Raw genomic sequence first — 26336 nt, 5'->3', positions numbered from 1 at the left:
ACACGTGACTGTCAGTGCCTTGGTGCACACTCACGATGAGTTGTCGTACGCCTGGGGAGGATGCCGTGTTCACCGGGATGGACGAGGTCGGCTGGGCCTCGATGAAACATGCCTACGGAAGCGCCGAGGACGTCCCGGAGTTGCTCCGGGGACTGGCCTCCGCGTGCCCTCAGGAGCGTGAGAGAGCGCTCGACGGGATGTACGGAGCCGTGCACCACCAGGGCGATGTCTACGACTCGACGCTCGCGTGCATCCCGTTCCTGTTCGAACTCGTCGGGCACGAAGAACTCTGCGACCGGGGCGGCGTCGTGGAGTTGCTCGTCAGCATCGGCGGCGGGGACGCCTTCGACGACGGCCCGCTCGAGGACGGGGACGGCGCCGAGGGCAACTACGCCATGGCCCGCACGGCGGTACGGTCGGGCGCCGCGGCCTTCATCAGCCTGCTCGCCGACCGGGACCCGGAGGTCCGCCGGGCGGCACCGACGGCGCTCGTGCGGTTCCTCGGCCAACCGGAGCACGTGCTCGGGCTGTTGGCGGGACGACTGGAGGAGGAAGAGGAGGAACAGGTCCGGCCGGCCCTGGCCGAGGGCCTGGGGCTGTTCGCACGTCTGCACCCCGCGTCCGCCGCTCCCGCGGTGGAGTACCTGGTCGAACTCGGTGCCGCTCCGCACGACGCCGGGCTGCGGCTCGCCGCCCTCGGCCAACTCGCCGGCTGCGCACCCGATCGCCTTCCAGCCGACCTCGTTCCCACCGTCATCGCGCTGCTCCGGGCCAGATCACCACGCCCCCGGGTGCCGGACCAGCCCGAGCGACCCGACACCGACACCCTCATCGGCCACCTGCGACGCCTGCGCCCCGCCGACGAGGAGGGGGGCCATCTCCTGCGGACCCTGCACACCGCGCTCGGCGGCCGCACCGCCGACCGGATCGCCCTGCTCAAGGGGCAGTCGAGCAGCGACGAGACGGCCGACCGGTGCAACGGCGTGTGGATGGCGGCGGGTCTGTTCCGCGAATGGCGGGGCTCGTACGAAGAGCTGGTCGCGTTGATCGGCGAACAGGTCGTCACCGAGGAGCAGCGGCTACGCGATGCCGCGGCCTCCGTCCTGGAGACACTCTTCGATCTGGCCGCCCCGGCCGCCGACCACCTGGCCGCCCTGGTGGCGGTCGGCCCCGAGCACCGAATACGCCAGCGGGAGCACGGGGCACCGGCCCTCGCCGCCCCGCTCAAGGCGCTGGCCAGAGCCGGCGATCCGCGCGCGGTGGCGGCGCTCGCCGAGGTGCTGGACGGGCCGGTCGTGCCCCCCGAAGCCGGGTACGAGGTCCAGCACTTGGGCCCGGCGGCGGCCACACTCGCTCCGCTGCTGCGCGAGCGGCTCCGCGAGGTCCCCCTCGACGCACTCGACACCTACGACCGTGCGGTGCCGCTGCTGTTCGCGCTCGGCAGGCTGGGACACGCGCCGGCAGTACCGGAGATGCTGCGGCTGCTGCACGGGGCGCCGGAGGGGCTGCGGAGCCGGGAGTGGCTCGTGCGGGCGATCGCCGACGCGCTCGGCAGATGCGGCCCGGACGCTCGAGAGGCGATCCCGGCCCTGCGTGAACTGCTGGACGGGTCGTGCGCGGTGGCGGCGGCCGGTGCGCTCTGGTCGCTGGAGGGTGACGCGGAGGCCGTACTGCCCACGCTGCGACGGGAATTGGTGGCGGGACAGTTCCACGCACGCAACGCGGCCGAGGCCCTGGGCCGACTGGGGCCCGCGGCCCGGTCCGCCCTGCCGGCACTGCGCGGCATGGCCGACTCCGGGAAGGTGTGGCCGCGTGCGAGCGCCGCGTGCGCCCTGTGGGACATCGCCGGGGATCCAGGACCGGTCCTCCCCGCGCTCCGCTCCGCCTGGGAGCAGAACGCGCACACCCGCATCCTCATCACCGGCTGTCTGACCCGGATGGGACCGGCGGGCACGCCCGCCCACGATCTGCTCCGTACGGAACTCGCCACACCACGGCGGCACCAGGCGCGGGCCGGCACCTACGGGAGCGACAACATCGGCGAGGACGAACAGCTCTTGCGTGCCTGCCGCGCTGCCCTGGACACCGCGTAGAAACAGCAGCTCAAAGCCGCTTGAACACAGCTCGTCGCGGCATTGTCAGACCCCTCCCCTACTGTGATCACCATCGCCGACAGGTGGGTTCGGGAGGGGTCCTGTCATGGGTTGGATCGAGACATCCAGTGGGTACGCCGTCACGTTGGACGGCGCACAGGTGCGGTGCCGCAACGCGGCGGGACGCATGCTGAAGCAGGTGCCCGCGAAGCTGCGGGACGACGTGGAGGTCGTCCGGCTGCGGCAGTTGGCCGAGTGGCTGGAGCGGCATGAGCGGGAGTGCCGCTCCCAGGTGGACACCTGGATCGTCCGCTCCCTGCCCGTGCCGACGGACCTGCTGGCCCGGGTGTGGCCCGACGCCGCCTGGCAGGCGGCGCTGCGCGACCTGGTGGTGGCGCCGGTGGACACGGACGGCACGGTCGCGCTGGAGCGCGCCGGGTTCCTGCGGGACGCGGATCCGGAGCAGGGCCTCGGCGTGGTCGACCTGGACGGCGACTCGGTCCGGCTCGCCGCGCGGACGGTGGTGATACCGCATCCGGTGCTCCTCGAAGACCTGGAGGAGCTGCGGGAGTTCGCGGCGGAGCTCGATGTCGAGCAGGGCGCCGGCCAGTTGTTCCGGGAGGTCTGGCCGCGGCCGGACGAGAGGGACGGCGCCGCCTTCGAGTGGAGTGCCTACGCGGGCGGGAAGTTCGAGGAACTGCGGCACGCGACCGCGCGGGCGGGCTCGTACGGCTATCGGGTGCGCGGCGGGTACGCGGTGTGCCCGCTGATCGAGAACAGGGTCGCGGTGGAGGCGGCCTACTGGATCGGCGCCGACTACCCGGAGTCCGAGACCCGCACCGGCGGCCTGGAATGGCGGGCCGCGGGCGGGCGCCGGCTGCCGTTGCGGGAGGTGGGGCCGGTCGCCTGGTCGGAGGGGGTTCGGATGGCGGCTTTGGTGTACGCGGGGCGTGTGGTGAACGGCGAGGACGAGGAGGGGGAGCTGTGAGCGGGGATCAGCTGCTGGAGTCGGGAGCGGTACTGCCGCTGGGCGAGGGTACCGGCGATGTGCTGACGGCGCGGACGTACGGGCATCCCGTGCTGGAGGGGCGCACGGTGGTGCGGCTGGTGCCCGAGGCGATCGGGCCCGCCGAGGACCTCGCCCTGGAGTACCTGGGCTTCGGCACCGCCGACTCGGCGCCGGTGGGCCGGGTGAGGCGCCAGTCGCTGGGCTTCCCCGCCTGGGCGCTGGTCAACGACCCGGTGAACGGGCACCATGCGCTCGCCGTGGTCAAGGAGATGGAGCGGCTCACCCGGATGGTGTCGAGCAAGCCGGGCCACGCCAAGGACGGCTTCGACGAGATCGGCGCCCGGCTGGACCGCTCGGTGCCGCACTTCCTGCGGACGTACTACGAGCAGGTGGCCCGGTTGTTCCTGGCGGCGGAGTCGCGCCAGCACGCCGCGTCGTTCTTCGGCAAGGCCCGGGCGGCCGAGCAGCGGCACGCCCTCGCCGTGGACGAGGACCGGGTGCGGGAGGTGTTCCTGGAGTTCGCCGGGGCGGGCGCGCTGAGCGGGAAGGCGCTGCGCGACCACGCCAAGGGGCTGGCGGCACGACTGTCCGGGGCAGCCGCGTACGAGCAGTTCAGGACGCTGTCGTCGCAGCGCTGTGCGGCCGGGATCGCTCCCTACGCGGGCATGCTGGAGGATCAGCGGCGACTGGCGAAGGGTGCGGGGCTCGATCCGCGCGCCGAGGAGCGTGCCCTGCTCGCCGAGATCCTCCCCTCGGGCGCCATGAACCGCGCGGCCGGAAGCTTCTGGAAGTCCGCGCTGCCCGCTCTGGCGGAGCTGGCGCACGAGGATCCGGCGGTACGGGAGCGGTTGTTGACGCTGATGCCGTCCACGGGCGGTGATCAGCGCGAGGAGTTCGACGCGGCGTGGCTCGCGCTGCTCGACGCCTGCGGGGCGATCGGTCTGCTGCTCGACGGCACGGTCGACGCCGCCGACTGGCTGAGCTCCTGGGACCGGCACCGTCAGCGTGGCTGGCGGCAGCGCAAGCGGCTCGTCGAGGAACTCGCCCTCGTGGAGCGGCTGGCTCCCCGGCTGATCGCCGACGGCAAGCCGGTGCGGCTGCTGAGGGAGCAGGGCTGGAACTCCTACGTGGATCTCGACCTCCTGGACACCGCCCTGGCGGCGGGTGCGCCGGTCGCCGACCCCTCGCCGGGGACCGAAGGCCTGGAGCTGCGCTACTGGACGGACGACGAGCGCCCGGGCCGCCGGGACCTGCTCGCGGTCACCACCGACCCGCGCTTCGCTCCTCTGTTGCGCAGGGCGGTGGAGAGCCTGTCGATCGTGGACGGGTCCGGGCCTTCGGCCCGCGTGCGGCGGCTCGCGGACCATCCGGCGCTGCGCACGGCCGTGGCGGGCTGGCTTCGGGACCGTGCCGCCGAACTGGCCGAGCCGGTCGGCCTGCCGGGGCTCGACGAGCTGCTGAGCAAGGTCTCCCGCTTCTCGGCACCCGCCGTACTGGCGACGGCACCGGAGGCCGTTCGGCGGATCGTCGGCTTCGATCCGGCGCCGGTCCTGGGCCGCACCCTGCGTACGGGCATCCTCGACGAACTGGGCTGGCCCGCCCTCGAAGAGGCCCTGGACACCCTCGGCAAGGTCGCCCCGCCGACGAGCGGGCAACACCCGTGGCCGCACCAGCACGGCCGTTCGTACCAGTACGCGGACGCCTGGCCCGCGCTGATCGTCCGTGTCGAGACCCAGGTCGCGCTGGCCGGCCCCGACGCGCTGCTCGACGCGCGCACGCTCACCCTGCCGTCCCAGGGACGCCAGTACGGCGAGCCGACGGTGCGTCACGTGGACGGCCAGTGGCTCGTCGCGTCGGGGTACGGGAACGAGCAGCGGGCCGTCTGGTCCGGGCGCCCCGCCGACGTGTTCAGGCCGACCGGCCTGCCGGGCGGCTGGTACGGCGGCCACCCGGTGTCGCTCGCGCTGCCCGACGGCGGCCGCTGTTTCGGCGGCCGGCCCGTGCACGCCGGGGACACCACGTTCGCCGAGCAGCACCGCGAGATCGCCTCGGACGGCATCTCGTACTGGGTGCTGCACGAGAACCGCTGGCACGAGTACGACCCCGCCTCCGCCAAGCGCGGCCGGATGTCGGTGCCCGCGTTCTTCGACTCGGCGCTCGCCGACGCCCGCCCTGGCATCGTCCTCACACAGACGGACTGCCGGCTGCTGCCGGTCCAGCCGGGTCTGGAGGGCTCGCCGTTCGGCAGCAAGGACGGGCTGCTCGGCTGGTGGGTGACGCACGACCAGAACTCCGGTGCCTGGACGGCCTGTTCGGTCGACGGGAACCGCAGTCCTGCGACCACCAAGGGTGTTCCGGCCCCGCCCCTGCGGCTGCCGGGCGGCGCCGCCCTGCACCCCGTGCAGACGGGCTGGAACCGCACGATCGTCGAGCTGTGCGACAGGGACGGCGTGTCGCTGGCCCGCGTCCAGCTGGGCGACCGCGGCAGCGCACATGCGGCGGGCACCCGCTTCCTGCCGCCGCTGTGGTACTGGCACGCGCTGCGCCCGCGCGACGAGCACGGCTCGGCCGCGCTGCGGGCCGTGACCGACGCGGACGCCACCGCGCTGCTGGCCGCTGTCCGGGACGGCGAGAGCCCCCGGGAGGCCGTGTCCCGGCTGTTGCCCGCCGTCACCGACGAGCGGCTCGCCCTCGGGGTGGCCGGGTTGGTCGAGGAGACGGCCCGCTGCGCCCGGCGAATCGCCACGCTCGGCGAGCGGGCCGAACGGCCGGTCGCCGCGCCGCAGGACGAGGAGGACGAAGTCCGGCACGCGTACGACCACGTCCTGCGCGAGGCGCTGCGGGAGCTCACCGCTCCCGGACACTTCTACGGCTACTACGGCAACGAGCAGCACGCCACCACCGCGGTCGACCAGCTCAAGGCGCTGCGCTCACTGTTGGTCCCGGGCACACCGCCCGCGAAGTTCCCCTTCGTCGGCACTGGCGTCGCCTGGCTCTCGCTGTCCGGTCCCGGCACGGCGGCTGCCGCCCTGCGCGCCGCCGCGCCCACCACGCCGGAGGGCCACCGCGCCGGGCTGCTGGAATTCCTCGACGTCGTCCTGTCGGTCGGCGACGGCGTACTCGTCGATCCCCGCGGACGACTGCGGGTCGTGCAGCTCAAGGCCTCCCGGTCGGAGCGTCCGGAGCGCGTCGGGGAGGTGCTGGCCTCGGGCGACCGACGGCTGCTGATCCTGTCCTGCCAGAAGGTCGACGCGGGCGACGCGTACTGGAACGCCGTCGAGTACGACCCGGCCGGCGAGTTCGGCCCCTGGGAGGGCTTCGCGATCGTCGAGTCCGAGATCCGGGGCACGTCCGGGGACGAGGCCCTGGCGCCCGCCGTACGGCGGTTGGTGGCGCTCGTGAGGGAGCGGGGACCGCTGCCCTACCGGCCGGAGCAGGCGCGGGAGTTCTCCGAGCGGGTGGGGGTGAGCGCGGTGGCCGGAGCGCTGCTGCTCCTCGGGCTGCCCGGGCTCAACTCCTACGGCAAGGACGGACTCCTGCCCGCGGAGCACCTCCAGCCGCTGAGCGCGAAGAGCGCGGAGGCGCAGGCCGCCCGGAGCGCCCTCGGCGAACTCTCCATCACGGAACGACAGTTGTTCACCGCGGCGCTGGTCACCACGGATCCCGGACACATGGAGCGGCTGTGGACCGACGGTTTCGACCTGGAGCCCGTCGTACGGATCTGGATCGAGCGGCGCGGGCAGCGGCGGGCGGCGCCGCCCGAGCTGATCGCGCGGATGGTGAGCGAGATCGGGCCGGGCCGGATGCTGGACGCCGTCCTCAACCCCCAGGCGCGCCCTGAACTGACCGGTCGCACAGAGCAGCGGATGCGGGACAACGGACTCGAACCGCTGGACGCCCAGGCCCTGTTCACCGGTTCCACCCTGGCCGCGTACGTCAGCATGTTGCGCTGGCTCGCCTATCGACTGCCGTACGGCGATCCGCTGCGCGCGACGCTGCCCGAGACCCTGCGCATGCTCCGCGAGCGCCTCACCGACCCCGGGCTGTTGCTCGACCTCGGGGTGACCTGGGGGCATGACGGCAACACGGTGTCGACCCGGGTACGGGAGACGTTCGGGCTGCCCGCCCAGGGAGGCGGGGACGCGGAGGGCTTGCTGCGGGCGGGCCCGGCGATCGTGCTGGCGCCGATGCGGCACCGCTCGGAGTGGGACACCGTATGGCTGCGGCCGTCGGCCGTACTGCCGCAGGCGGGCGAGGAGGACGGACCCGATCACCCGGCGCTGAAGCTGCTCGCGGCACTGAGCCGGGACAGCGGGCAACTGCAGTCGCTGCGCACTCTGTTGAGCGAGGAGTTCACCGCCCTGATCACGGCGGACGGCCCTCCCGGAGCCGCACAGCACCCGGCCCACAGCGTGCCGGAGCTGGTGGCCGAGGCGGCACAGCGGTGCGGGCTCTCCGAGGACGCGGCCGGGCTCTATCTGATGCTGCTCGCACTCCCGGACCCCACGGACCGCAACCAGGCGGCCTGGACCGGCTGGAAGCCCGCGCGGCTGAAGCGGGCCCGGGCCGAACTGGCCGCCGCCGGGCTGGTGGTGGAGGCGAAGCGGTCCCGGGCCGGGCGAGCGCAGTTCCTGCCCGGCGGCTGGCTGGAGCACAAGGCACCGCGGCGGCCCGTCGAGAGCTGGAAGACCCCGCTGCTGCCGGAGACGGCCCACGGTTTCGTGGTGCCGGACCGCCCCGTGCCGGAGTTGTTCGCGCGGGCCTGGCGGCGGGTCGTCGAGGGTGACGCGCCCGGGTTCGAGGAGTTCGCCGGGCGCGGTGGCCGGGGCGGCAGAGGTGGCCGGGGCGGCCGGAGCGGAGGCAGGGCATGAGCGGCGGACCGAGCACGGCGAGCGGGATGACGGCAGAGGGTGCGACGGCGAGGACGGATGCGACGGAGACGATGGGCGTAACGGACGTGTCAGGCGTGTCGAACGTGACCGGCGCGCGGCAGATCGACCTGCCCGAGGACCGTCACGCCGAGGAGCTGACGTTTCTCGCGGCGTACGACGAGGGGCCGCGACCGCCGGGCTGGCACCTGACCCCGCGCGCCGTGGTGACGTTCGTGTGCGGTTCGGACGGCGAGACGCTGAGCGGCGCGGACGGGCGACGGCTCGTCGTGTCACGGAAGTTCGTGGGCGACCGGGGACTCGTCGAGCGGTGCGTGGTGACGCTCGCGGGCGAGCGGGGACTCCTGCTGGTCGGCGAGCCCGGCACCGCCAAGTCGATGCTCTCCGAGCTGCTGGCCGCCGCCGTGTGCGGCACCAGCGCGCTCACCGTGCAAGGCACCGCGGGCACCACGGAGGACCAGCTCAGATACGGCTGGAACTACGCGATGCTGCTCGCCACGGGGCCGAGCCGAGCGGCCATGGTCCCCTCACCCGTGCTCACGGCGATGACCCGGGGAGCCGTCGCCCGGATCGAGGAGGTCACACGCTGTCTGCCCGAGGTGCAGGACGCCCTGGTGTCCCTGCTGTCCGAACGGCGCATCGCCGTACCGGAGTTGGCCGGTGGCCCGGGCGGGGACGGCACGGTGCACGCCGTGCCGGGGTTCACTCTGATCGCGACGGCCAACCTCCGTGACCGCGGTGTCTCCGAGATGTCCGCAGCCCTCAAGCGCCGCTTCAACTTCGAGACCGTCGGACCGATCGACGACCTCGACGCGGAGACGGAGCTGGTCCGAGGCCAGGCCACGGCGGCGCTCGCCCGCTCGGGTGCCCGTTTCTCCGTCGACGACGCGGTGCTGGAGGCCCTGGTCACGGCCTTCCGGGATCTGCGCTCGGGCCGCAGCGCGGAGGGCTGGGAGGTCGAGCGGCCCACCACGGTGATGTCGACGGCGGAGGCGGTGCAGGTCGCCACGTCCATGGGCCTGGGCGCCGCGTATCTCGGGGACGGCAGGGATGTCGTGCGCACCCTGCCCGGCCATCTGCTCGGCACGGTGCGCAAGGACGACCCGGCCGATCACGCACGACTGCTGGGCTACTGGGACGGTCCGGTGCGGCGGCGCGCGGAGCAGGGCGCCGCGCTGTGGCGGACGCTGTGGGAGCTGCGCGATGACCTCGTGTGAGGCAGCGCCCGGCTCGGCGGCGTCGCCCGAGGTGGCTCTGGAGGCGCTGGCCGGGTGTCGGGAACCGTTCCTGATCGGCGTGCGACACCATTCACCGGCGCTCGCGGCGGCCATGCCGGGGATGCTGTCGGCGGCGGCGCCGGAGGTGCTCCTCATCGAGCTTCCGGAGGAGTTCGCGCCGTGGCTGGAATACCTGGGGGATCCGGCGACGGTGCCACCGGTGGCGCTGGCGGGGAGCCGGGAGCACGGCGGGGTGGTCTTTCTGCCCTTCGCCGAGTTCTCCCCGGAGCTCGCGGCGATTCGCTGGGCGAGGGAGGCAGGGGTGCCGGTCGTGCCGTTCGACCTGCCCCTGGCCGCGCGGGACGCGGAGGAGCCAGGTGCGGGCCGAGCGGGTGGCGGGCGTGGGCGGTTGGCGGCCGCCCTGCGAGCGCGCGCCGGGGGCCGGACGGAGGACGACCTGTGGACGCGACTGGTGGAGTCGGGCGCACCGGGCGCCGGGGCGGAGGAGTTGCGGCGCGCCGCGCTGCTCGTCGGCTGGGCGCTGCGGGCGGACACAGGAGAGGACGCCGTGGACCCGTACGACCTGCGGCGCGAGGCCAATATGCGGGGACGACTGGCCGAGTACGCGGGGCGGCGTACGGCAGCGGTGATCGGGGCGTTTCACGCGCCCGCCCTGCTGCGGGCTGGTTCCGGCCCGGTGGGTTCGGACGTCAGGCCGGTGGGTTCGGGTGCCCGGCCGGTGGGTTCGGGTGCCGGATCCGCGGAGGCTGTCCCCTCGGTCATCACCTCCCTCGTGCCCTACTCGTACCCGCTGCTCGACGAGCGGTCCGGGTATCCGGCCGGCATCCGTGATCCGGAGTGGCAGCGGGGGGTGTTCCGGGCGGCCGGGGAGCCGGGGCTGCTGGATGAGTTGCTGACGGCGACGGCCGTGCGGATCTGCGCCGCCGTCCGCGAGGCGGGACATCCCAGCGGCCCCGCCGACGCCCGGGAGGTGGTGCGGGTGGCGCGGGATGTGGCCACGCTGCGCGGGTTGCCCGCCGCGGGCCGCGGCGAGCTGGTCGAGGCGGTGCAGACGGTACTCACGCAGGGACAGTTGCTGGGTCGGGGACGGGTGGTGGCCGCGGCCATGGAGCGGGTGCTCGTCGGTGACCGGCAGGGGCGACTCGCTCCCGGCACGCCACGCTCCGGCCTCGGCCCGGCGGTCGAGGGCCTCCTCGAGGAACTCTCCCTGCCCTCCCCCACCACTCCCGCCCGCCGTGAGCTGCGGCTCGACGCGCTGCGCTCCGAACTCGACCGCCGGCGCGAGATCTGTCTGCGCAGGATGGCGGTCTGCCGTGTTCCCTACGGCGAGGAGACCGGCGTCGCGCGGGTCGGCGACGGCGCCGCGCTCACCACACGGTGGACGGTGACCTGGACGCCCTCGACCGCGGCGATGCTGGATGTGACCGGCGTTCACGGAGTGACGTTGGAACAGGCGGCCGACGGCGTACTGGCGCGGCGACGGGCGGCGGAGCGGCGCGACGGCGGTCCGACCGCGGCCCAGGTGCTCGCCGGGCTCAAGGACGCGGCCCACTGCGCCCTCCCGGGGCTCGCCTCGGAGCGCCTCACGGAAGTCGCCGAACTGCTGCCCGCGTCCGGCACCCTGCCCGAACTCCTGGGCGGGCTCGACCTGTTGAGCCGGATCGGCGCCGGGCATGTGCCGGGGCTGCCCGCCCCTTGGGAGAAGGAGCGGATCGAGGCCGCGTACGAGGAGCTGGGCGCCGCCGGTGTCCGCGCCCTCGACGGGCTGACCGGCTCCACCGATACCGCCGACGCCCGCGCTCTGGTGGACCTCGCCACCCGGGTCGACGGCGCGGGCGGCGGACTCCGGCTCGCGGACGCCCTCGGCCGCCTGGAGGAGGACGGTACGCCGCTGATCCGCGGCGCCGCGGGAGCCGCCCGGGTCCTGCTGGGGCTGCGGGAGGCGACGGCGTTCGGCACCCGGCTGGCCTCCCGTGTCGACGGTGCCGTGACTCCCGAACTCCGTTCCGGCCTCGCCGCGTTCCTGCGCGGCACACTGCTCGCCGCCGGTCCGCTGCTCGAGACGGGCGAGGCCGTGGACCCGCTCCTGGAGCGCGTCGAGTCCCTCACCGACCGGGCCTTCCTCGACCGCCTGCCGGCCCTGCGCGCCGGCTTCGACGTCCTGGCGCCGGCGGCCCGGTCCCGGATGCTCGCCGCGGTGGAGGACCGCACCGGCCACGCGGTGGGCGAGTTGCCGGACACGGTGGCGGAGCCGGGGTTCCTGGCCCGGATGGCGGCGGCGGACCTGGCGGGGCGGACGGCGTTGGCGACGGCGGGCCTGGACCCCCTGGGCACGGACCCGACACCGACCTCGCATCAGCCCCCGCATGACCGCCCCGGCATGCCCAACAGTCCTGCCGTACCCGGCAGTCGCGCCGTACCCAACAGTCCCGCCGTGCCCAACAGTCTCGGCCCCGGAGATCGCTGGCGGCTCCTGCTGGGCAGGGCGCGGCAGTTGACGGGGCGGGCCGGCCGGATCGCGCGCGCACTCGACGAGTTGTACGGGAGCGGGCGCGGCGAGGGGGTCGGAGAGCCCGGCGATGAGGGTGCCGGCGGCGGGAGCGAGGTGTCGTTCCCGGATGTGCGGAGCTGGTCCGAGGAGCTCGCGGCGCTCTTCGGACCCGGGGTACGGGAAGAGGTGCTGGCAGCGGCGGCCGACGCCGGACGCGTCGACGCCCTGCAGGAACTCGACCCCGCCTCGGCCCGCCCCTCGGTCGAGCTCCTGCGGACGGTCCTCTCGTACGCGGGAGGCATGCCCGAGCAGCAACTGGCGCGGCTTCGGCCCCTGGTGGCCCGGCTGGTCAAGGAGCTCACGGACGCCCTCGCCCACAGAGTGCGGCCCGCCCTCGCCGGTCTCGCGCATCCGCGGCCCACCCGCAGACCGGGCGGCCCGCTGGATCTCGCCCGCACCGTGCGCGCGAACCTCGCGACGGCGCGCCGCGATCCGGCGACGGGAGCGGTGACGGTACTGCCCGAACGGCCGGTCTTCCGTACCCGGGCCCGCAAGGCGGCGGACTGGCGGCTCGTGCTGGTCGTCGATGTGTCCGGGTCCATGGAGGCGTCGACGATCTGGGCGGCGCTCACCGCGTCCGTGGTCGCCGGCGTCCCAGCACTGAGCACGCACTTCGTGGCGTTCTCGACGGAGGTCGTGGATCTCACCGACCAGGTGGACGATCCCCTCGGGCTGCTCCTCGAGGTGCGGGTCGGCGGCGGGACGAGCATCGCCCGGGGCCTGCGGCACGCGCGCTCACTGATGACGGTTCCCTCCCGCACGCTGGTCGTCCTGATCAGCGACTTCGAGGAGGGGGGTCCGGTGGGCCCACTGCTGTCCGAGGTGCGGGCGCTCGTCGACTCGGGCTGCCATGTCCTCGGCTGCGCCTCACTGGACGACGCGGGCCGACCGCGCTACTCGGCCGGAGTGGCGGGACAGTTGGTGGCCGCGGGCATGCCGGTGGCGGCCCTCAGCCCGCTGGAACTGGCCCGCTGGGTGGGCGAACGCATGGGAGGTACACACCGATGACCACGCTTCCCCCGGTGACGGCCGAAGTGGCTGCCGCCGCGCTGGAGTCGCTCCCGACGCGTCTGCGCAAACGTGCCGACTCGGCCGCGGCCAAGGCGGCCGACTGGCCCGTCGCCGTGACGGACGCGACGGTCGTGGTGCGGGTCGACGACGCGACGACGGTCACGCTCACCACCACGGCCGGGGTGGTGACGTCCGCCGGGGATGCCGTGTGCAACTGTCTGCTCGCGCCGGCGTGTCTGCATCGCGCGGCGGTCCTGACGCTGGCACCGCTGGCGGAGGAGACGGACGGACCGGCAGCCACGGCTGTCGTGCCGTCGGACTCCGGCGACTCCACCCCCGTCCCTCCGGAGGCCGGAACCCTCGACCTCACTCCCCCACAGTCCGCGGCGGTGCACGCCCTCCGGGAGGCCGCGACCGCCGTACTGGCAGCCGGAGTGACGGGCTCCGGTGCCGTGCACCGCGCCACGCTCCTCCATGCCGCCCACTCGGCGCGCGTCGCCGGACTCCACCGCGCCGCGGCCGCGGCGCTCCGGGTGGCGCGGCGGCTCTCCGAGGCGGGCACCGGGGACCCCGCGTTCCGGCTGCCCGAACTGGCCTCGGAGCTGGCGGAGTTGCTGACGGTCGCCGTCGGGCTGCACCGCGCGCCGGACCCGGATCTGATCGGCACCGCACGTCGCGCCTATACGGCGAACGGTTCGCTGCGGCTGCACGGTCTGTTCACCGAGCCGGTGGTGACCGCTTCGGGGTACGCCGGGGCGGTCACGTACGCCCTCGCGCAGGACGGCCGGCTCCGCTCGCTGTCCGACGTGGCGCCGGGCGACGCCGACCGTGCCCGGCAGGCCGCGGGCTCCGCGGTCCCCGGCGGCAGCGCCCTCACCCTGCGGGAACTGGGCGATCACGGCGGGGCGATCCTCACCGACCCGACCGTCTCGCCGGACGGGCGGATCGGTGGTGGCGGTGCGGTCCGTTCCGTACGGGCGTCGGGGGCCCGTTGGCACGAGGAGCCGCTCGACACGCTCTGGCGGCGTTCCCCGGCCGACCAGGTGGCCGCCGCGCTGCGGTGGTCGGCCGAGCCCGCTGACGAACGGGACGCGGGTGGTGACCTGCTCTTTCTCACCGGGACGATCACCGGCGGGGGGTTCGCCGTGGACCGTGGTCCCACGGTGCGCCTCCTGGCGCCGGACGAGCGTCCCGAACTCCCCTACGTCGAGAACCTCCGGCTTCTGGCGGGGGCCCACGGTCTGTCCCTGCGCCTCGTCGCGCGGCTCGCGGCGGACCGGCCGAGCGGTGTACGCGCGCTCGCCGCGGCCTGGCAGGACACGGACGGCGACCCGATCCGCGCGGACCTCGGCCTGCGCCGCCTCCACCGCGCCCACCTCCCCGGGACCGGAAAGGCCGTCGTCCCTTCCGCCCCGGCGCCCGCGCTTCCCACGGAACTCGACCTGCTGCGGCGGGCCGTGGACCGCGCAGTCGCGGGCGGCCGCGCCGTCACCGCCACCGTGGCCGACGGCGAACTCCCCCGTCGGCTCGCCGCGGTGGGTCTGACCACGGGGGCCACGTGCGCGCGGGCGCTGGTGGACACCGCTTCGGACCGGCGCCATGACGCGCTGGGCCGACTGCGGCCGGCCGACCCGGAGGCGTACGCCCGCGCCTGGCTCGCGTCGTCCACATACGCCTCGGCCGCCACGGCATCCCTCCTCACGGCCGCGTGGGCACCGGAGGAGGACCACCTTCCGGGCTGACCGCGGGGGTCCTGCGGGGCGGGGTGGGGTGGGGGCGGCGAAGGGCAAGCGTCCGGCGCCCCGGCCCCGTAACCCTCCCCCTCCCCCCCACCCTCGCTCCACACCCAAGCCCCGCTCCCCTCAGCCCGTCTTCCGCCCCCACAGGGGGCCGACCCGTTGCCAGTCCTCGTCCCACTGCGCCATGCGCCGCCGTTCCATTCGTCCGCGTACCAGTCGTCCGCCGATGAACGGCACACCCGCGACACTCACCCCCACCAGAACGCCCACCAGCGCGGCACGCAGTTGGGCCTGGGAGGGTGTGGGGGGCTTGGTGACGAGGCGGCCGTGGGCGTCCGTCCATACCGCCACCGGGGTGCCCGCGGGGCTGCCGACGGACACCCGGGCCTGGCCTGCGTGCGGCGAGCCGTCCGCCGCGGTCCAGTGGACCTTCGCCCAGACCATGTCGGCGTCGTTCGCCGACGCGGTCGACTTCGGCACGTCGGCGTTGAGCAACGCCAGAACGGAGTGCCACTCGGCCCGCTGCCTGGCAAGGCCGCTCTCCACGGACTGCGTCGCCAGCAGACCGGTGAGCACCCCGCCGAGCGCGGTGAGCGCCCAGGCGACGAGCACGATCCAGGCCTCCAGCGCGTCACTGCGACGCCGCAGCGGATTGCGCCGCCATCGCCACAGCCACACCTTCGGAGCCTTCGGACCACGGAATGCCGCCATCGATGGCATCCTCCTCACGACCGCACGGACATGCCACATCGCCCTCCCATACGGGATCGGTCCCTCTGATGCTCACAACGAGTCCCACGACCCGTGCGTTCCAGAATTCCGGCCATCCCCCACCGGTGGGCGCGTCGGCCGGGACGAGACGTCGCCGATGACCGACGCCACTCGGCTGACCTGCGCATATTCGGCGCACAGGGGAGACTGTCAGCGCCGGGGTGCAGACTGGCCGATGTCTGAGACGACGTCGTCGCGGAGGTGATCGACATGGCCGAAGTACTGCTCACCGTCGGTACACGCAAAGGGCTGTTCATCGGACGGCGGCGCGGCGCCGCCTGGGAGTTCGATGACAGTCCGTACTTCAACGCGCAGGCCGTGTACTCGGTCGCGATCGACACCCGCGGCGAGACACCACGGCTGCTGGCCGGAGGGGACAGCGCGCACTGGGGTCCGTCCGTCTTCCACTCCGACGACCTGGGGCGGACTTGGACCGAACCGGCGCAGCCGGCCGTCAAGTTCCCCAAGGACACCGGGGCTTCGCTGGAGCGGGTGTGGCAGTTGCACCCGGCGGCGGCCGAGCCGGACGTGGTGTACGCGGGCACGGAGCCGGCCGCGCTGTACCGCTCCGAGGACAGAGGCGAGTCCTTCGATCTGGTCCGGGCCCTGTGGGAGCACCCCACCCGGTCGCAGTGGGTGCCGGGCGGCGGTGGCGAGGGGCTGCACACCGTCCTCACCGACCAGCGCGACCCAGAGGCCGTCACGGTCGCCGTCTCCACGGCGGGGGTGTTCCGTACGCACGACGGCGGGGCGAGCTGGGAGCCGTCCAACTCCGGTGTCTCCGCGGTGTTCCTGCCGGATCCGAACCCGGAGTTCGGTCAGTGCGTACACAAGATCGCACAGGACGCGTCGACCCCGGACCGGCTCTACCTCCAGAACCACTGGGGTGTGTACCGCAGCGACGACGCGGGCGGCGAGTGGACCGACATCGGCGCGGACCTGCCGTCCACCTTCGGGTTCGCGGTGGCCGCGCATCCGCACCGTGGCGACACGGCGTACGTCTTCCCGATCAACGCGGACGCGGACCGCGTCCCGGCCGACCGGCGCTGTCGTGTCTTCCGCACGCAGGACGCCGGCAGGACCTGGGATCCGCTGACCGCGGGGCTGCCCACGGAGGACCACTACGGCACGGTGCTGCGCGACGCGCTCTGCACGGACGGCGCGGATCCGGCGGGTGTGTACTTCGGCAATCGCAACGGCGAGGTGTACGCGTCGGCGGACGACGGGGACAGCTGGCGGCAACTGGCCTCGCATCTGCCGGACGTGCTGTGCGTACGCGCCGCGGTCGTCGGCTGAGGCCCGGGAGCCGCCCCTGGGACGACATCCGGCGTCGGTCACCCGCCGTGGTGGTGCCGACCCGACCGGTAGCGAATTCACCGCGTGGAGCGGTCCCTTGCGCCGCTGGCGCGCCGATGCGGGAGGCGCGAGCATGGAAGCATGGGGATGGCGGTGAAGACGTGACGCCTGCGACTCCGGAACCAGGCAAAGGTCCCGGCACAGAGCCCTCTATCGGTACGGAAGAAACAGCCTCGGACGCGGCGGCGATCGTCACCCTGGCCGGCGCGGTGATCGGCTGGACCAGAAGCGCGGAAGAACTCCTCGGCCGCTCGGCCCACGAGATCGTCGGAGGCTCTGTCGGCCGTCTGCTCGCCGTGCCCGAAGACCCCGGCCGCGTAGCGGCGATCATGGAACGCTGCCGTGGGGGCCAGCCCTGGAGCGGAGTGGCCACGCTGTCGCATCGCGACGGCCGTCGTGTCGAAGTGAATCTGCGCGTCTCCGCGTCGTTCCAGGTCGGCGACGACGAGTGTTTTCTCGTCTCGGCACGGGAGCGCATCAGGCGCTGGGCCGTGGGGCAGTCGGTGCTGGACGGGTTCCTGACCCGTTCGCCCGTGGGAATGGCCATCGTGGACATGGACCTGCACTGCATCTGGCTCAACAACACCCTGGAGAGCATCGGCGGCATACCCCGTGAGCAGCGTCTGGGCCGACGCCTGAGCGACGTGCTCCCGGGCCTGGAGGGGGAGACCATCGAGGGCGTGATGCGCAAGGTACTGCGGACCGGCGAGCCGGTCAGCGACTTCGAGTACCTGGGCTGGAGCTGGGCCGACCCGCATCGGCAGCACGCCTACTCCACGTCGTTCTTCCCCCTGGTCGACGTCGAGGGCGCCGTCACGGGCATCTGCTACATGGTTCTCGACGTCACCGACCGGTGGAACGCCCGCCAACTGATCTCCATGGTCAATGAAGCCGGCGCCTGTGTGGGCAGCACCCTGGACGTCATGGCGACGGCCCAGGAGCTGGCCGATTTCGCCGTGGGCCGGTTCGCCGACTTCGCCATCGTGGATCTGCTGGAGCCGGTCTTCAGCACCGAGGGCACCGAGGGGCGCGGAAGCTGGCTGTCCGACGCGGGTCCGGCGGTGACGGGGCCGGTGATGCGTCGGGCGGGCATGAGTTCCGTCCGGGAGGGTTGTCCGGAAGCGGTCGCCCAGGTCGGCGATCCAGTGGACTTCATCCCTCCCCCGCACCATCTCGACCTCCTCGTGAACGGCGAGCCCGTCCTCATACCGGTGCTGAACCCCGACAACCCTGAATGGGTCGTCGAACAGCCGTCCAGGACCTCGAGCATGCGCGAGTTCGGACTCCACTCACTCATCTCCGTGCCGATGCGGGCCCGGGACACCATCCTCGGCCTCACCACCTTCGTCCGCTCGCAGAACCCGGCTCCCTTCACCTCGGACGACGTACTGCTCGCTCGGGAACTGGTCGCACGAGCGGCCGTCTGCGTCGACAACGCCCGCCGCTACACACGGGAGCACCACGCCACGCTGACGCTCCAGCGCAGCCTGCTGCCCCATACGCTGGAGGGCGGCATGGCCGTGGACGCGGCCTCCATGTATCTGCCCGCGGACGCCAAGGACGGTGTGGGCGGGGACTGGTTCGATGTCATCCCGTTGTCCGGAGCCCGGGTCGGCCTCGTCGTGGGCGATGTGGTCGGCCACGGTCTGAGTGCGGCCGCCACCATGGGCCGGCTGCGTACCGCGGTGCAGACGCTCGCCGACATGGATCTGCCGCCCGACGAGCTCCTGGCCCACCTCGACGACCTGGTGCTCCGCCTCAGCGAGGAGGAGTCCCATGACGCGTCGGCCGACCTGATCCGGACCACGGTGATGGGTGCCACCTGCCTGTACGCCATCTACGACCCGGTCACACGGAACTGCACGCTCGCCCGGGCCGGCCATCCGCCGCCCATCCTCGTGACTCCGGAGGGCCGGGTCAGCTTCCCGGAACTGCCGGCCGGTCCGCCGCTGGGGCTGGGTGGACTCCCGTTCGAGGCGGTCGACATCGAACTCGCCGAGAACAGCCTGATCGGCCTCTACACCGACGGCCTCATCGAAGGCGGCGAGCAGGACGTCGACGTCGGAATGGCCCACCTCGGGGACGCCCTGTGTCCTTGCGATCTCCCGCTCGAGTCGCTCTGCGCCAACGTGCGGGCCCTGACCTCCACGCCGCAGTCCGACGATGTCGCGTTCCTCGTGGCGCGCACGCACGCGTTCAGCGCCGACCACGTCGCCTCGTGGGACGTGGCCTCTGATCCCGCCGCCGTGGCCGGGGCTCGCGCCCTCGCCACCCGCCAACTCCGTGCATGGGGACTGGATGAGCTGGCCATGGAGACCGAACTCGTCGTCAGCGAGCTGGTCACCAACGCGGTGCGCTACGCTCCGGGCCCCGTGCGACTGCGGTTGCTGCGCGCATCCCGTCTGATCTGCGAGGTCACCGACACCAGCAACAGCTCCCCGCGGCTGCGGCACGCCCGGACCACCGACGAGGGGGGACGCGGCCTCTTCCTCGTCGCCCAGCTCGCGCACCGCTGGGGCACCCGGTACACACACGAGGGAAAGATCATCTGGGCGGAACTGGACTCGTCGGTGTCCGCAGCGCGGTGATGATGTCGGCGAGGTGGTCCTCGACGGGGCCGAGGGTGATCAGGCCGCTGCCCGCGCCGGCGAGTTCCCCGGCGGCCGGCAGCAGGCGGGTGCGGGCCCGCTCCAGGACGTCCCGGTCACCGACCTCCCGTGCGACCACGGCCTCCAGGCAGCAGCACGCCTCGTACATCAGGTCGCGTGGCGGCTCCGGGAGCGCGCGCAGTGCCGCCCGTGCCTCGGCCCGGCGTCCGGTTGCCAGCAAGGCGAAGGGCGCGGCCCAAGGGCGGTACGGGCCCCAGTCCTCCCCCAGGTCGATCTCGACCGGCCCTGGACCGCTACCCCCCGAATCGGTACCCCCTGGACCGGTGTCGGACCACGTCCTCCTGTGTCGCACCCGCAGGCACAGCAGGGCGAACGGGAGAAGCCCACGTTCCAGGCCCGGCATCCCGGCGCCGTCCAGCCGTGCGGCGGCATCCCGGTAGGCGGTCTCGGCCTCCGCCGGTTGCCCGGACGCGGCCAGCCGCAACGCCCGGTACCACTGGGTGAAGACGCCCGCGAGCGGCAGCTCGTGGCGCTCGGCCAGCCGGTCCACGGCGGCGGCATGGCGGTCGGCCGCGGCGAAGTCGGCCAGCGCGCCGCGTGCCTGGAGCCGGATGAGGTGACCGAGTACCTCATAGGTCACCAGGTCGTGCCGGGCGGCCAGTTCGACCAGCTCCGCGCCGATCTCGTCACGCCGTGGGGCCAGGCCCGCGCGGGTGAAGGACTGCATGAACGCGCCGTTCAGCGCGAACGCCAGCAGCGCGGGATCGTCGAGACGACGGGCGATCTCCTCCGCCTCGCGGGCGGCCTGGGGGCCGCGTGGTGCTCGGCTGCCGCGCGTCTCCAGGGCGATCGTGGCCAGCAGGCGGCACCGCGCGGCCTCGTGCGCGTCGCCCGGCGAAGCGGTGAGGGCGCGCTCGGCGGCCTCGACGATCCGTCGGGCCAGTTCCGGATCGTCGCTGCGGGTCCAGATCGCGGGGACGTCGTAGGCGCCGATCACCCGGGCGGTCAGGTCCGGGTCGCCGAACTCCTCCGCCGCCGCGACGGCCTCCATACGGTGCTGCCTGGCAGCCGCGAGCCCACCGCCCCCGGTGACCGCGAGGTTGCGGATCAGGCTCACCGTCGTCTCCAGCCGGGCCCGGGCACCGGCGGCGACCGTACGGTCGTAGGCTGCCGCCGTCCGTGTCCACAGGCGGGCCGCGGTCGCCGTCGGCCCGGCCGGAGGGTCCAACCCCGGATCCTGGGCGAGGATGTCCGCCTCCAGGTGGCGCAGCCGGGGCCCGGGGTCCACCCCCAGCTGGTCGGCCAGGACCGCCCGGGCTCTGCGCAGCACGCCCAGCGCATCGCCTTGACGGTCCTGCCGGTACAGCGCCAGCGCGAGCAGCCGCCATGCGTCCTCGCGCCAGGGGTGAGCGGCGAGGTGTGCGTCCAGGTCGGGCACCGCCTCGGCGGCCAGGCCGAGGTCCAGCTGTGTCCGGGCCCGCTGCTCCACCGCCTGGAGCCGCAGCTCGGCGAGGCGGGAGCGCTCGCCCCGGGCCCAGTCCTCCCCCTCGAACTCGGCGTAGGCGGGCCCGCGCCACAGTGCCAGCGCCTCTTCCAGCCGCGGCAGCGCCTGCGTGGCCGGCAGTCGCGCGGCGGCGCCGACGGCCGTCTCGAAGCACCAGGCGTCCACGGCGTCCGGCTCCGGGCGCAGCGCGTACCCGGGGCCGTCCGTGACCAGCAGCCGGGCGGGGGCCCGGGACGGACGGTCCGGCTCCAGGACGCGTCGCAGCGCGGCGACGAAGGTCTGTACGGCGCCCACGGCGCCGGGCGGGGGATCCGTCCACAGGTCGCCGACCAGGTGGGTGACAGGGACGACCCTGCGGCGGGCCACCACCAGCCGCGCCAGCACGGCCCGGTGCCTCGGTCCCTTCAGCGCGAGCGCGCGGCCGTCGCTCTCGGCCACGGTCGGTCCGAGCACGCCGAACGCGACCCGCACCCTTCTCGCCTCTCCCGACACCCTCGCCACGGTACTGCGCCGACGACGTGCTGGTCCCGTACTGATCACGTGCCGATCACCTGACCGGTCACGTGCTGATCACCTGCTGATTCGCGCCCGGCAGGCTCGTCGTGTCCGTCACCTTCCGCTTCCGCCTTCCAGAAAGGGCGAGCCATGGCACCGACCATCCCCGGCTTCGACTACCGGCGCGTCCCCGTCGCCGACCAGGTCGCGCTCCACGTCGCCGTCGCCGGATCGGGCAGTCCGATCGTGCTGCTGCACGGTTTCCCGCAGACCCACCTGATGTGGCGGCACGTGGCCGCCGACCTCGCGGCCGACCACACCGTCATCTGTCCCGACCTGCGGGGCTACGGTGCCAGCGACAAGCCCGTCGACACCGGCGCCGACGGGAACGCGTACGCCAAGCGCACCATGGCCGCCGACGTCGTCTCGCTCGCCCGCGCCCTGGGCCACGAGCGTTTCGCCCTGGCGGGACACGACCGGGGCGCGCTGGTCGCCATCCGCGCAGGCCTGGACCACCCCGAGGCGATCACCCATCTCGTCTCGCTCGACGTGCTGCCCACGCTGGACATGTGGGACGTGATGCACGGCACCGGCGCGGCCGTCGGCTTCCACCTCTATCTGATGGCCCAGCCGCCGGGTCTGCCCGAGCGGATGATCCACGCCGCCGCGGACGTCTTCTTCGGTCATTTCCTCGACATCTGGACGCGGGACCCGAGCGCGATCCCGGACGAGATCCGCGCCGCCTACCTGGCGGCTTCCCGCGCGGCCGTCCCCTCCATCGTCGCCGACTACCGCGCCTCGGCCGGCATCGACGTCGAGCACGACCGGGCCGACCGTGCTGCCGGGAACCGGCTGCGGATGCCCGTGGCCGTTCTCCAGCAGGACTGGGGCGCGGCCCTCGGCTTCGACGCCGCCGCGCGGTGGCGCGCCTGGGCACCCGACCTGCGGCACACGACCGTCTCCTGCGGTCACTTCATGGCCGAGGAGGCCCCCGCCGACGTCGTCAAGGCCATCAGGGACCTCGTCGCCGACCACTGAGCGGATCTCCTCCCCGACACCGTTTCGTCGCGTGCCGGACCACGCGCGGGGCGAGAATCAGGGGGTGACTGTGCCAGCTGAGACCTCGCCCATGTCGGGGCAGACCGTGTGCGGCAAAGGCGGGCGCGGTCCGCTGCGCTCCTTCCTGCAGACAGAGACCGGCAGTGCCGCGGTTCTGCTGGCCGCCACGCTCGCGGCCCTCGCCTGGGCCAACCTGGGGCCGGGCACGTACGAGGCCGTCTGGAGCACCGAGCTGTCGGTCCGCCTCGGGGCGGGCGGAGTCTCCCTGGACCTGCGGGAGTGGGTGAACAGCGGGCTGATGACGCTGTTCTTCTTCGTCGTGGGACTCGAGGCGCGCCGGGAGTTCGACCTGGGCGAGTTGCGGGAGCGCAGAAGGGTCACGCTGCCGCTGCTCGCCGGGCTCAGCGGCATGGTCGTGCCGATCGCGATCTACCTCGCTCTCAACGCCGGCCACGACTCCCTGCACGGCTGGGGCGCCGCCATGTCGACGGACACGGCCTTCGCCCTGGGCATGCTCGCCCTCTTCGGGGCACGGCTGCCCAACAGTCTCCGCGTCTTCATCCTCACCGTCTCCGTCGTGGACGACTTCCTGGCGCTGGCCGTGATCGCCGTCGCCTACAGCGGCGCCCTGGCCCTGCCCGCGCTGCTGACGGCGCTCGGCCTCTTCGCTGCCGTCGTGCTGGTGCGGCGCACCCTCGGCATGCGGATTCCCGCCCTGTACACGGTGCTGGGCGCGGCAGTATGGGTCGCGCTGCTCAAGTCGGGGGTGGACCCGGTCGTGACCGGGCTCGCGATGGGCCTGCTCACCTACGCCTACCCCGCCGAGCGCGTCGACCTGGAACGAGCCAGCCGTCTCTTCCGGCGCTTCCGCGAGCAGCCGACGCCGGAACTGGAGCGCTCCGTACGGCGCGGGATCGCCTCGACGCTCTCGCCCAACGACCGGCTCACACGGATGTTCCACCCCTGGACGAGCTATGTGATCGTGCCGCTGTTCGCCCTCGCCAACGCCGGCATCACCATCAGCGCCGACCAGTTGGCCCATGCCTTCACGTCACCGATCGCCCTCGGCATCCTCCTCGGCTACGTGCTCGGCAAGCCGCTCGGCATCATCGGCGCCACCTGGCTCACGACACGCGCCAGCCGCGGGCGGCTGCACCCGTCGGTCGGCTGGGGCGCCGTCACCGCGGGCGGCACCCTGGCGGGAGTGGGGTTCACCGTGTCCCTGCTCATCGCGACGCTCGCCTTCGACGGGGCCCGGCTGGCGGAGGCGAAGGTCGGCATCCTCGCCGCCGTGGTGGGCGCGTTCCTCCTCACCTGGCTGGTCACCTCGGTGATCGGCGCCCTTCCCAAGCGTTCCCGTATCCGGGCCCTCCTCGGTACGGGCACCACCATCGTCGACCTCAGCGACCCCGTGGACGTGGACCGCGACCACGTACGCGGCCCCCTGGAGGCGCCCGTGACGCTCGTCGAGTACGGGGACTTCGAGTGCTCGTACTGCGGCCTGGCCGAGCCCGTGGTCCGCGAGCTGCTCGCCGACTTCGGCGACGTGCGCTACGTGTGGCGGCATCTGCCGCTGACCGACGTCCATCCGAACGCCCAGTTCGCCGCGGAGGCCGCCGAGGCCGCGGCCCACCAGGACGGGTACTGGGAGATGCACGATCTGCTGATGCAGCACCAGGGTGACCTGCGGCCGAAGGACCTGCTCCGCTACGCCGAGGAGATCGGCCTCGACACCGAACGCTTCCACAAGGATCTCCGCGAAGGCACGGGGACGGCCCGGGTCGCGGCGGACGTGGAGTCCGCCGACCTCAGCGGTGTCTCGGGCACCCCGACGTTCTTCGTCAACGGCCGCCGCCACCACGGCGCCTACGACATCGCCTCGCTGTCGGCGGCGGTGCGCGCCGCGCGGCAACGGGCGGCGCTTCAAGGGGTCGGCCGGCAGGACTGAGCCCCGGTCAGGGCGAGGCCGTACGCCTCAGGGCGTCTCGCGGACGCCCTCGAACAGGTCGCTCTCGCAGTACGGCTTCGGCAGGCTCCGCGGGTGCCGACCGCCCTCCTCACCGGGAAATCCGCCGGACGACCGGTTCGCCCTCCGTCCTGCTGAACGCGCGCGGATCGATGTCGTCCCCCGAGTCGGGTCGCGGTGCCCGGGCTTGCCGCTGCCCGCTCCGTCGCCCTGCGCACCGTCGGTGCAGGTGACGAAAACCGTACGAACCCCGGGGCCGCCTCCGCCGGGCCGGCCGCTGTGCCGCTCATGACGCGTTCCTCGGCCCGCTCTTCAGGGCCCCGTCGAGGGGTCAGCGGGGTCCTGGGAGCTTCGCGCGCCCGCTTCGATACTTCCTTTGATGCCGAGTTTTCTGCGTGCTCGCTGGTAGAACGTCGTGCCGCCCAGGCGTACGACCTGAGCAGCCGCGGGGCATGCTGACACGGTGACCCGGTCGCCCGCGTCGAGGTAGCCGAGCACCTCGCCGTCGACCTCGACCGCCAGTCGCCCGGTCGTGGGGAGCAGTTCCAGGGTGACGTCCTCGTCCGCGGGCAGGGCGAGCGCCCGGTCGAACGACGAGTGCGCACTGGCGGGAACGACCAGGATGGCTTCCACCCGGGGCGAGAGGATCGGGCCGCCCGCGGCGAAGCTGTACGCCGTGGATCCGGTCGAGGTGGAGACCACCACGGCGTCGGCGGCGTAGCGGATGAACTCCTCGCCCTGGAGCCGGATCGCGATGGCGGCCATGCCGCTGCCGGGTACCCGTACGAGGGCGATGTCGTTGAACGCACGGACCTCGCGCCCGTCCGGGAGGCGCGTTCGTACGGCCATCCGGGCCTCGGTGGTGAACTGGCCGCTGTCGATCCGGTCCAGCGCCGACTGGAGCTCGTCGACATCGATCTCCGCGAGGAAGCCCAGCCGGCCCAGGTTGACACCGAGCACCGGAGTGGCGCTTCCGGACAGCAGCCTCATGGAACGGAGCATGGTCCCGTCCCCGCCGAGACTGACGACCAGGTCGGCCCGGGCGACGAGGTCCTCACCCGGTACGGCCACGGCGCTGCAGTCGATACGGCCCACCTCGTCCGGCAGCCCCAACACCTCGGCATCGTTCTTGCGGGCCCACTGCACGACCGACTCGATGACCGGTCCCGGATTGCGCCGGGGATGCAGGATCAGGCCGATCGATCCGATCAGACCCATGAGAGGGTTCCCTTCCGTCGAGAAGCCATGTCTAAGTAGTCCATCATTGCCCGACAAGGGACATTTCCGACCGATGTGGCACGGAATGAGGCCTGGACGACTCGCACGGAAGGGGGCGGCGGCGGACCGGCGCCGTCCACGGGGAGCGCGGCGCCGTCGACGAACCACCGCGCCGGCCCCCGCCCCCGGCTCAGGCCTGGTACGGCTGCTGGGGCTGCTGCGGCTGGCCGTACTGCTGGGCGGCGTGCGCGCTCGCGGCCTGCGCCTGCAGCTGCTCCGCCTGCTCCTTGGTCGCCTTCTGCTCCACGCCGCAGAAGGTGCACTGCGTCGCGTACTTCGACGAGATCGGGAACAGCGGCACGAAGAACAGCGTGAACTTCGTGACACGCTTGCGGAGCGTGTGCGCCGAGGGATTGCCGCAACTGCCACACACCAGCGTCAGTATCGCGAGCTGGTACAGGTATCCCCTGGTGCCAAAAATGATCATACTGTTGGTCCCTCCCGGGTCGGTGCGGACGAGCTGCGGAACGCAGTCGCGGAGCACAGTCTCGTGCACGTCGACGCGTTCGGCGATGGCGGGGTTGCACGATGCCGCCCGAAAACGTGGACCGCCTCGGCCGCCGGCCCGGCCAGGCCGTCGGGGAGCTCCGTGGCGATCGCGCCCCCAACCGGCGCCATCCCGCGACCAGTTCCTCGAGGCACCCGGTCATCGGCCAGGGGCTCCGAGTACACGGTGGCCAGCGCGCCCCACGCGAAGTCGTCGGCCGGGCACGCCAGTTGGCCCAGCGCCTGCCCCGACGGCGAGGCGCTCACCCGCCCCGCGGACGG

General features: G+C 73.3%; 14 protein-coding genes. 10 read left to right on the top strand and 4 right to left on the bottom strand.

Features of this window, described 5'->3' with window-relative positions:
• Window positions 1-65: 65 nt before the first annotated feature.
• From ACZ7M2_RS25425 to ACZ7M2_RS25400, 6 genes are all read left to right on the top strand, one after another.
• Window positions 66-2093, top strand: coding sequence for a HEAT repeat domain-containing protein (locus ACZ7M2_RS25425; protein ID WP_471597200.1), 2028 nt, complete (start codon window positions 66-68; stop codon window positions 2091-2093).
• 106 nt (window positions 2094-2199) lie between these two features.
• Window positions 2200-3081 (top strand): DUF4132 domain-containing protein, encoded by an 882-nt coding sequence (locus ACZ7M2_RS25420; protein ID WP_471597199.1) that lies wholly within the window; start codon window positions 2200-2202, stop codon window positions 3079-3081.
• Window positions 3078-7973, top strand: coding sequence for a hypothetical protein (locus tag ACZ7M2_RS25415; protein WP_471597198.1), 4896 nt, complete (start codon window positions 3078-3080; stop codon window positions 7971-7973). Before ACZ7M2_RS25420 ends, ACZ7M2_RS25415 begins: the two co-directional genes overlap by 4 nt.
• Before the next feature lie 71 nt (window positions 7974-8044).
• Window positions 8045-9208 carry an ATP-binding protein gene (locus tag ACZ7M2_RS25410; protein WP_471597466.1) on the top strand — a complete coding sequence of 388 codons (1164 nt, stop codon included), beginning with the start codon at window positions 8045-8047 and terminating at the stop codon, window positions 9206-9208.
• Window positions 9195-12788, top strand: a complete 3594-nt coding sequence (locus tag ACZ7M2_RS25405; protein WP_471597197.1) for a vWA domain-containing protein — start codon at window positions 9195-9197, stop codon at window positions 12786-12788. The genes ACZ7M2_RS25410 and ACZ7M2_RS25405 overlap by 14 nt, the downstream gene beginning before the upstream one ends.
• Window positions 12785-14533: a hypothetical protein gene (locus tag ACZ7M2_RS25400; RefSeq protein WP_471597196.1), complete on the top strand. Its 1749-nt coding sequence runs from the start codon at window positions 12785-12787 to the stop codon at window positions 14531-14533. Before ACZ7M2_RS25405 ends, ACZ7M2_RS25400 begins: the two co-directional genes overlap by 4 nt.
• Window positions 14534-14653: 120 nt before the next feature.
• On the opposite strand, the gene ACZ7M2_RS25395 is transcribed toward ACZ7M2_RS25400, so the two are convergent.
• Window positions 14654-15241: an Rv1733c family protein gene (locus tag ACZ7M2_RS25395; protein WP_471597195.1), complete on the bottom strand. Its 588-nt coding sequence runs from the start codon at window positions 15239-15241 to the stop codon at window positions 14654-14656.
• Between the two features lie 270 nt (window positions 15242-15511).
• On the opposite strand from ACZ7M2_RS25395, the gene ACZ7M2_RS25390 reads away from it, so the two are divergent.
• Window positions 15512-16597 (top strand): WD40/YVTN/BNR-like repeat-containing protein, encoded by a 1086-nt coding sequence (locus ACZ7M2_RS25390; RefSeq protein ID WP_471597194.1) that lies wholly within the window; start codon window positions 15512-15514, stop codon window positions 16595-16597.
• Window positions 16598-16758: 161 nt separating this feature from the next.
• Complete coding sequence (locus ACZ7M2_RS25385; protein ID WP_471597193.1) at window positions 16759-19245, top strand: SpoIIE family protein phosphatase; 2487 nt, start codon at window positions 16759-16761, stop codon at window positions 19243-19245.
• On the opposite strand, the gene ACZ7M2_RS25380 is transcribed toward ACZ7M2_RS25385, so the two are convergent.
• Window positions 19202-21241 carry an AfsR/SARP family transcriptional regulator gene (locus ACZ7M2_RS25380; RefSeq protein ID WP_471597465.1) on the bottom strand — a complete coding sequence of 680 codons (2040 nt, stop codon included), beginning with the start codon at window positions 21239-21241 and terminating at the stop codon, window positions 19202-19204. The two genes, ACZ7M2_RS25385 and ACZ7M2_RS25380, sit on opposite strands and share 44 nt — an antisense overlap.
• Window positions 21242-21415: 174 nt before the next feature.
• Here ACZ7M2_RS25380 and ACZ7M2_RS25375 point away from each other — a divergent pair, with 174 nt between their 5' ends.
• Together ACZ7M2_RS25375 and nhaA are read left to right on the top strand one after the other, a co-directional pair.
• Entirely contained in the window at window positions 21416-22303 is an 888-nt protein-coding gene (locus ACZ7M2_RS25375; protein WP_471597192.1) for an alpha/beta fold hydrolase, read from the top strand.
• A gap of 91 nt (window positions 22304-22394) precedes the next feature.
• Window positions 22395-24272: a Na+/H+ antiporter NhaA gene (nhaA, locus tag ACZ7M2_RS25370; RefSeq protein WP_471597464.1), complete on the top strand. Its 1878-nt coding sequence runs from the start codon at window positions 22395-22397 to the stop codon at window positions 24270-24272.
• A 330-nt stretch (window positions 24273-24602) separates the two neighbouring features.
• Here the strand turns inward: nhaA and ACZ7M2_RS25365 are convergent, their stop codons facing one another.
• Together ACZ7M2_RS25365 and ACZ7M2_RS25360 are read right to left on the bottom strand one after the other, a co-directional pair.
• Complete coding sequence (locus ACZ7M2_RS25365) at window positions 24603-25508, bottom strand: NAD(+)/NADH kinase (protein ID WP_471597191.1); 906 nt, start codon at window positions 25506-25508, stop codon at window positions 24603-24605.
• A gap of 190 nt (window positions 25509-25698) precedes the next feature.
• Entirely contained in the window at window positions 25699-25995 is a 297-nt protein-coding gene (locus ACZ7M2_RS25360; protein WP_352050851.1) for a zinc-ribbon domain-containing protein, read from the bottom strand.
• Between the last annotated feature and the right edge of the window lie 341 nt (window positions 25996-26336).

The sequence above is a fragment of the Streptomyces sp. NPDC111507 genome (genome assembly GCF_055638955.1).
The sequence above is the reverse complement of the archived record's forward strand: the minus strand, read 5'-3'. Positions and strand labels throughout refer to the sequence as shown.

Excerpts from the sequence above, each read along its gene's own strand:
- ACZ7M2_RS25360 (WP_352050851.1), bottom strand. The coding sequence starts at position 25,995 with ATGATCATTTTTGGCACCAGGGGATACCTGTACCAGCTCGCGATACTG.
- ACZ7M2_RS25390 (WP_471597194.1), top strand. The coding sequence starts at position 15,512 with ATGGCCGAAGTACTGCTCACCGTCGGTACACGCAAAGGGCTGTTCATC.
- ACZ7M2_RS25365 (WP_471597191.1), bottom strand. The coding sequence starts at position 25,508 with ATGGGTCTGATCGGATCGATCGGCCTGATCCTGCATCCCCGGCGCAAT.
- nhaA (WP_471597464.1), top strand. The coding sequence starts at position 22,395 with ATGTCGGGGCAGACCGTGTGCGGCAAAGGCGGGCGCGGTCCGCTGCGC.
- ACZ7M2_RS25395 (WP_471597195.1), bottom strand. The coding sequence starts at position 15,241 with ATGGCGGCATTCCGTGGTCCGAAGGCTCCGAAGGTGTGGCTGTGGCGA.
- ACZ7M2_RS25400 (WP_471597196.1), top strand. The coding sequence starts at position 12,785 with ATGACCACGCTTCCCCCGGTGACGGCCGAAGTGGCTGCCGCCGCGCTG.
- ACZ7M2_RS25375 (WP_471597192.1), top strand. The coding sequence starts at position 21,416 with ATGGCACCGACCATCCCCGGCTTCGACTACCGGCGCGTCCCCGTCGCC.
- ACZ7M2_RS25410 (WP_471597466.1), top strand. The coding sequence starts at position 8,045 with ATGGGCGTAACGGACGTGTCAGGCGTGTCGAACGTGACCGGCGCGCGG.
- ACZ7M2_RS25420 (WP_471597199.1), top strand. The coding sequence starts at position 2,200 with ATGGGTTGGATCGAGACATCCAGTGGGTACGCCGTCACGTTGGACGGC.
- ACZ7M2_RS25405 (WP_471597197.1), top strand. The coding sequence starts at position 9,195 with ATGACCTCGTGTGAGGCAGCGCCCGGCTCGGCGGCGTCGCCCGAGGTG.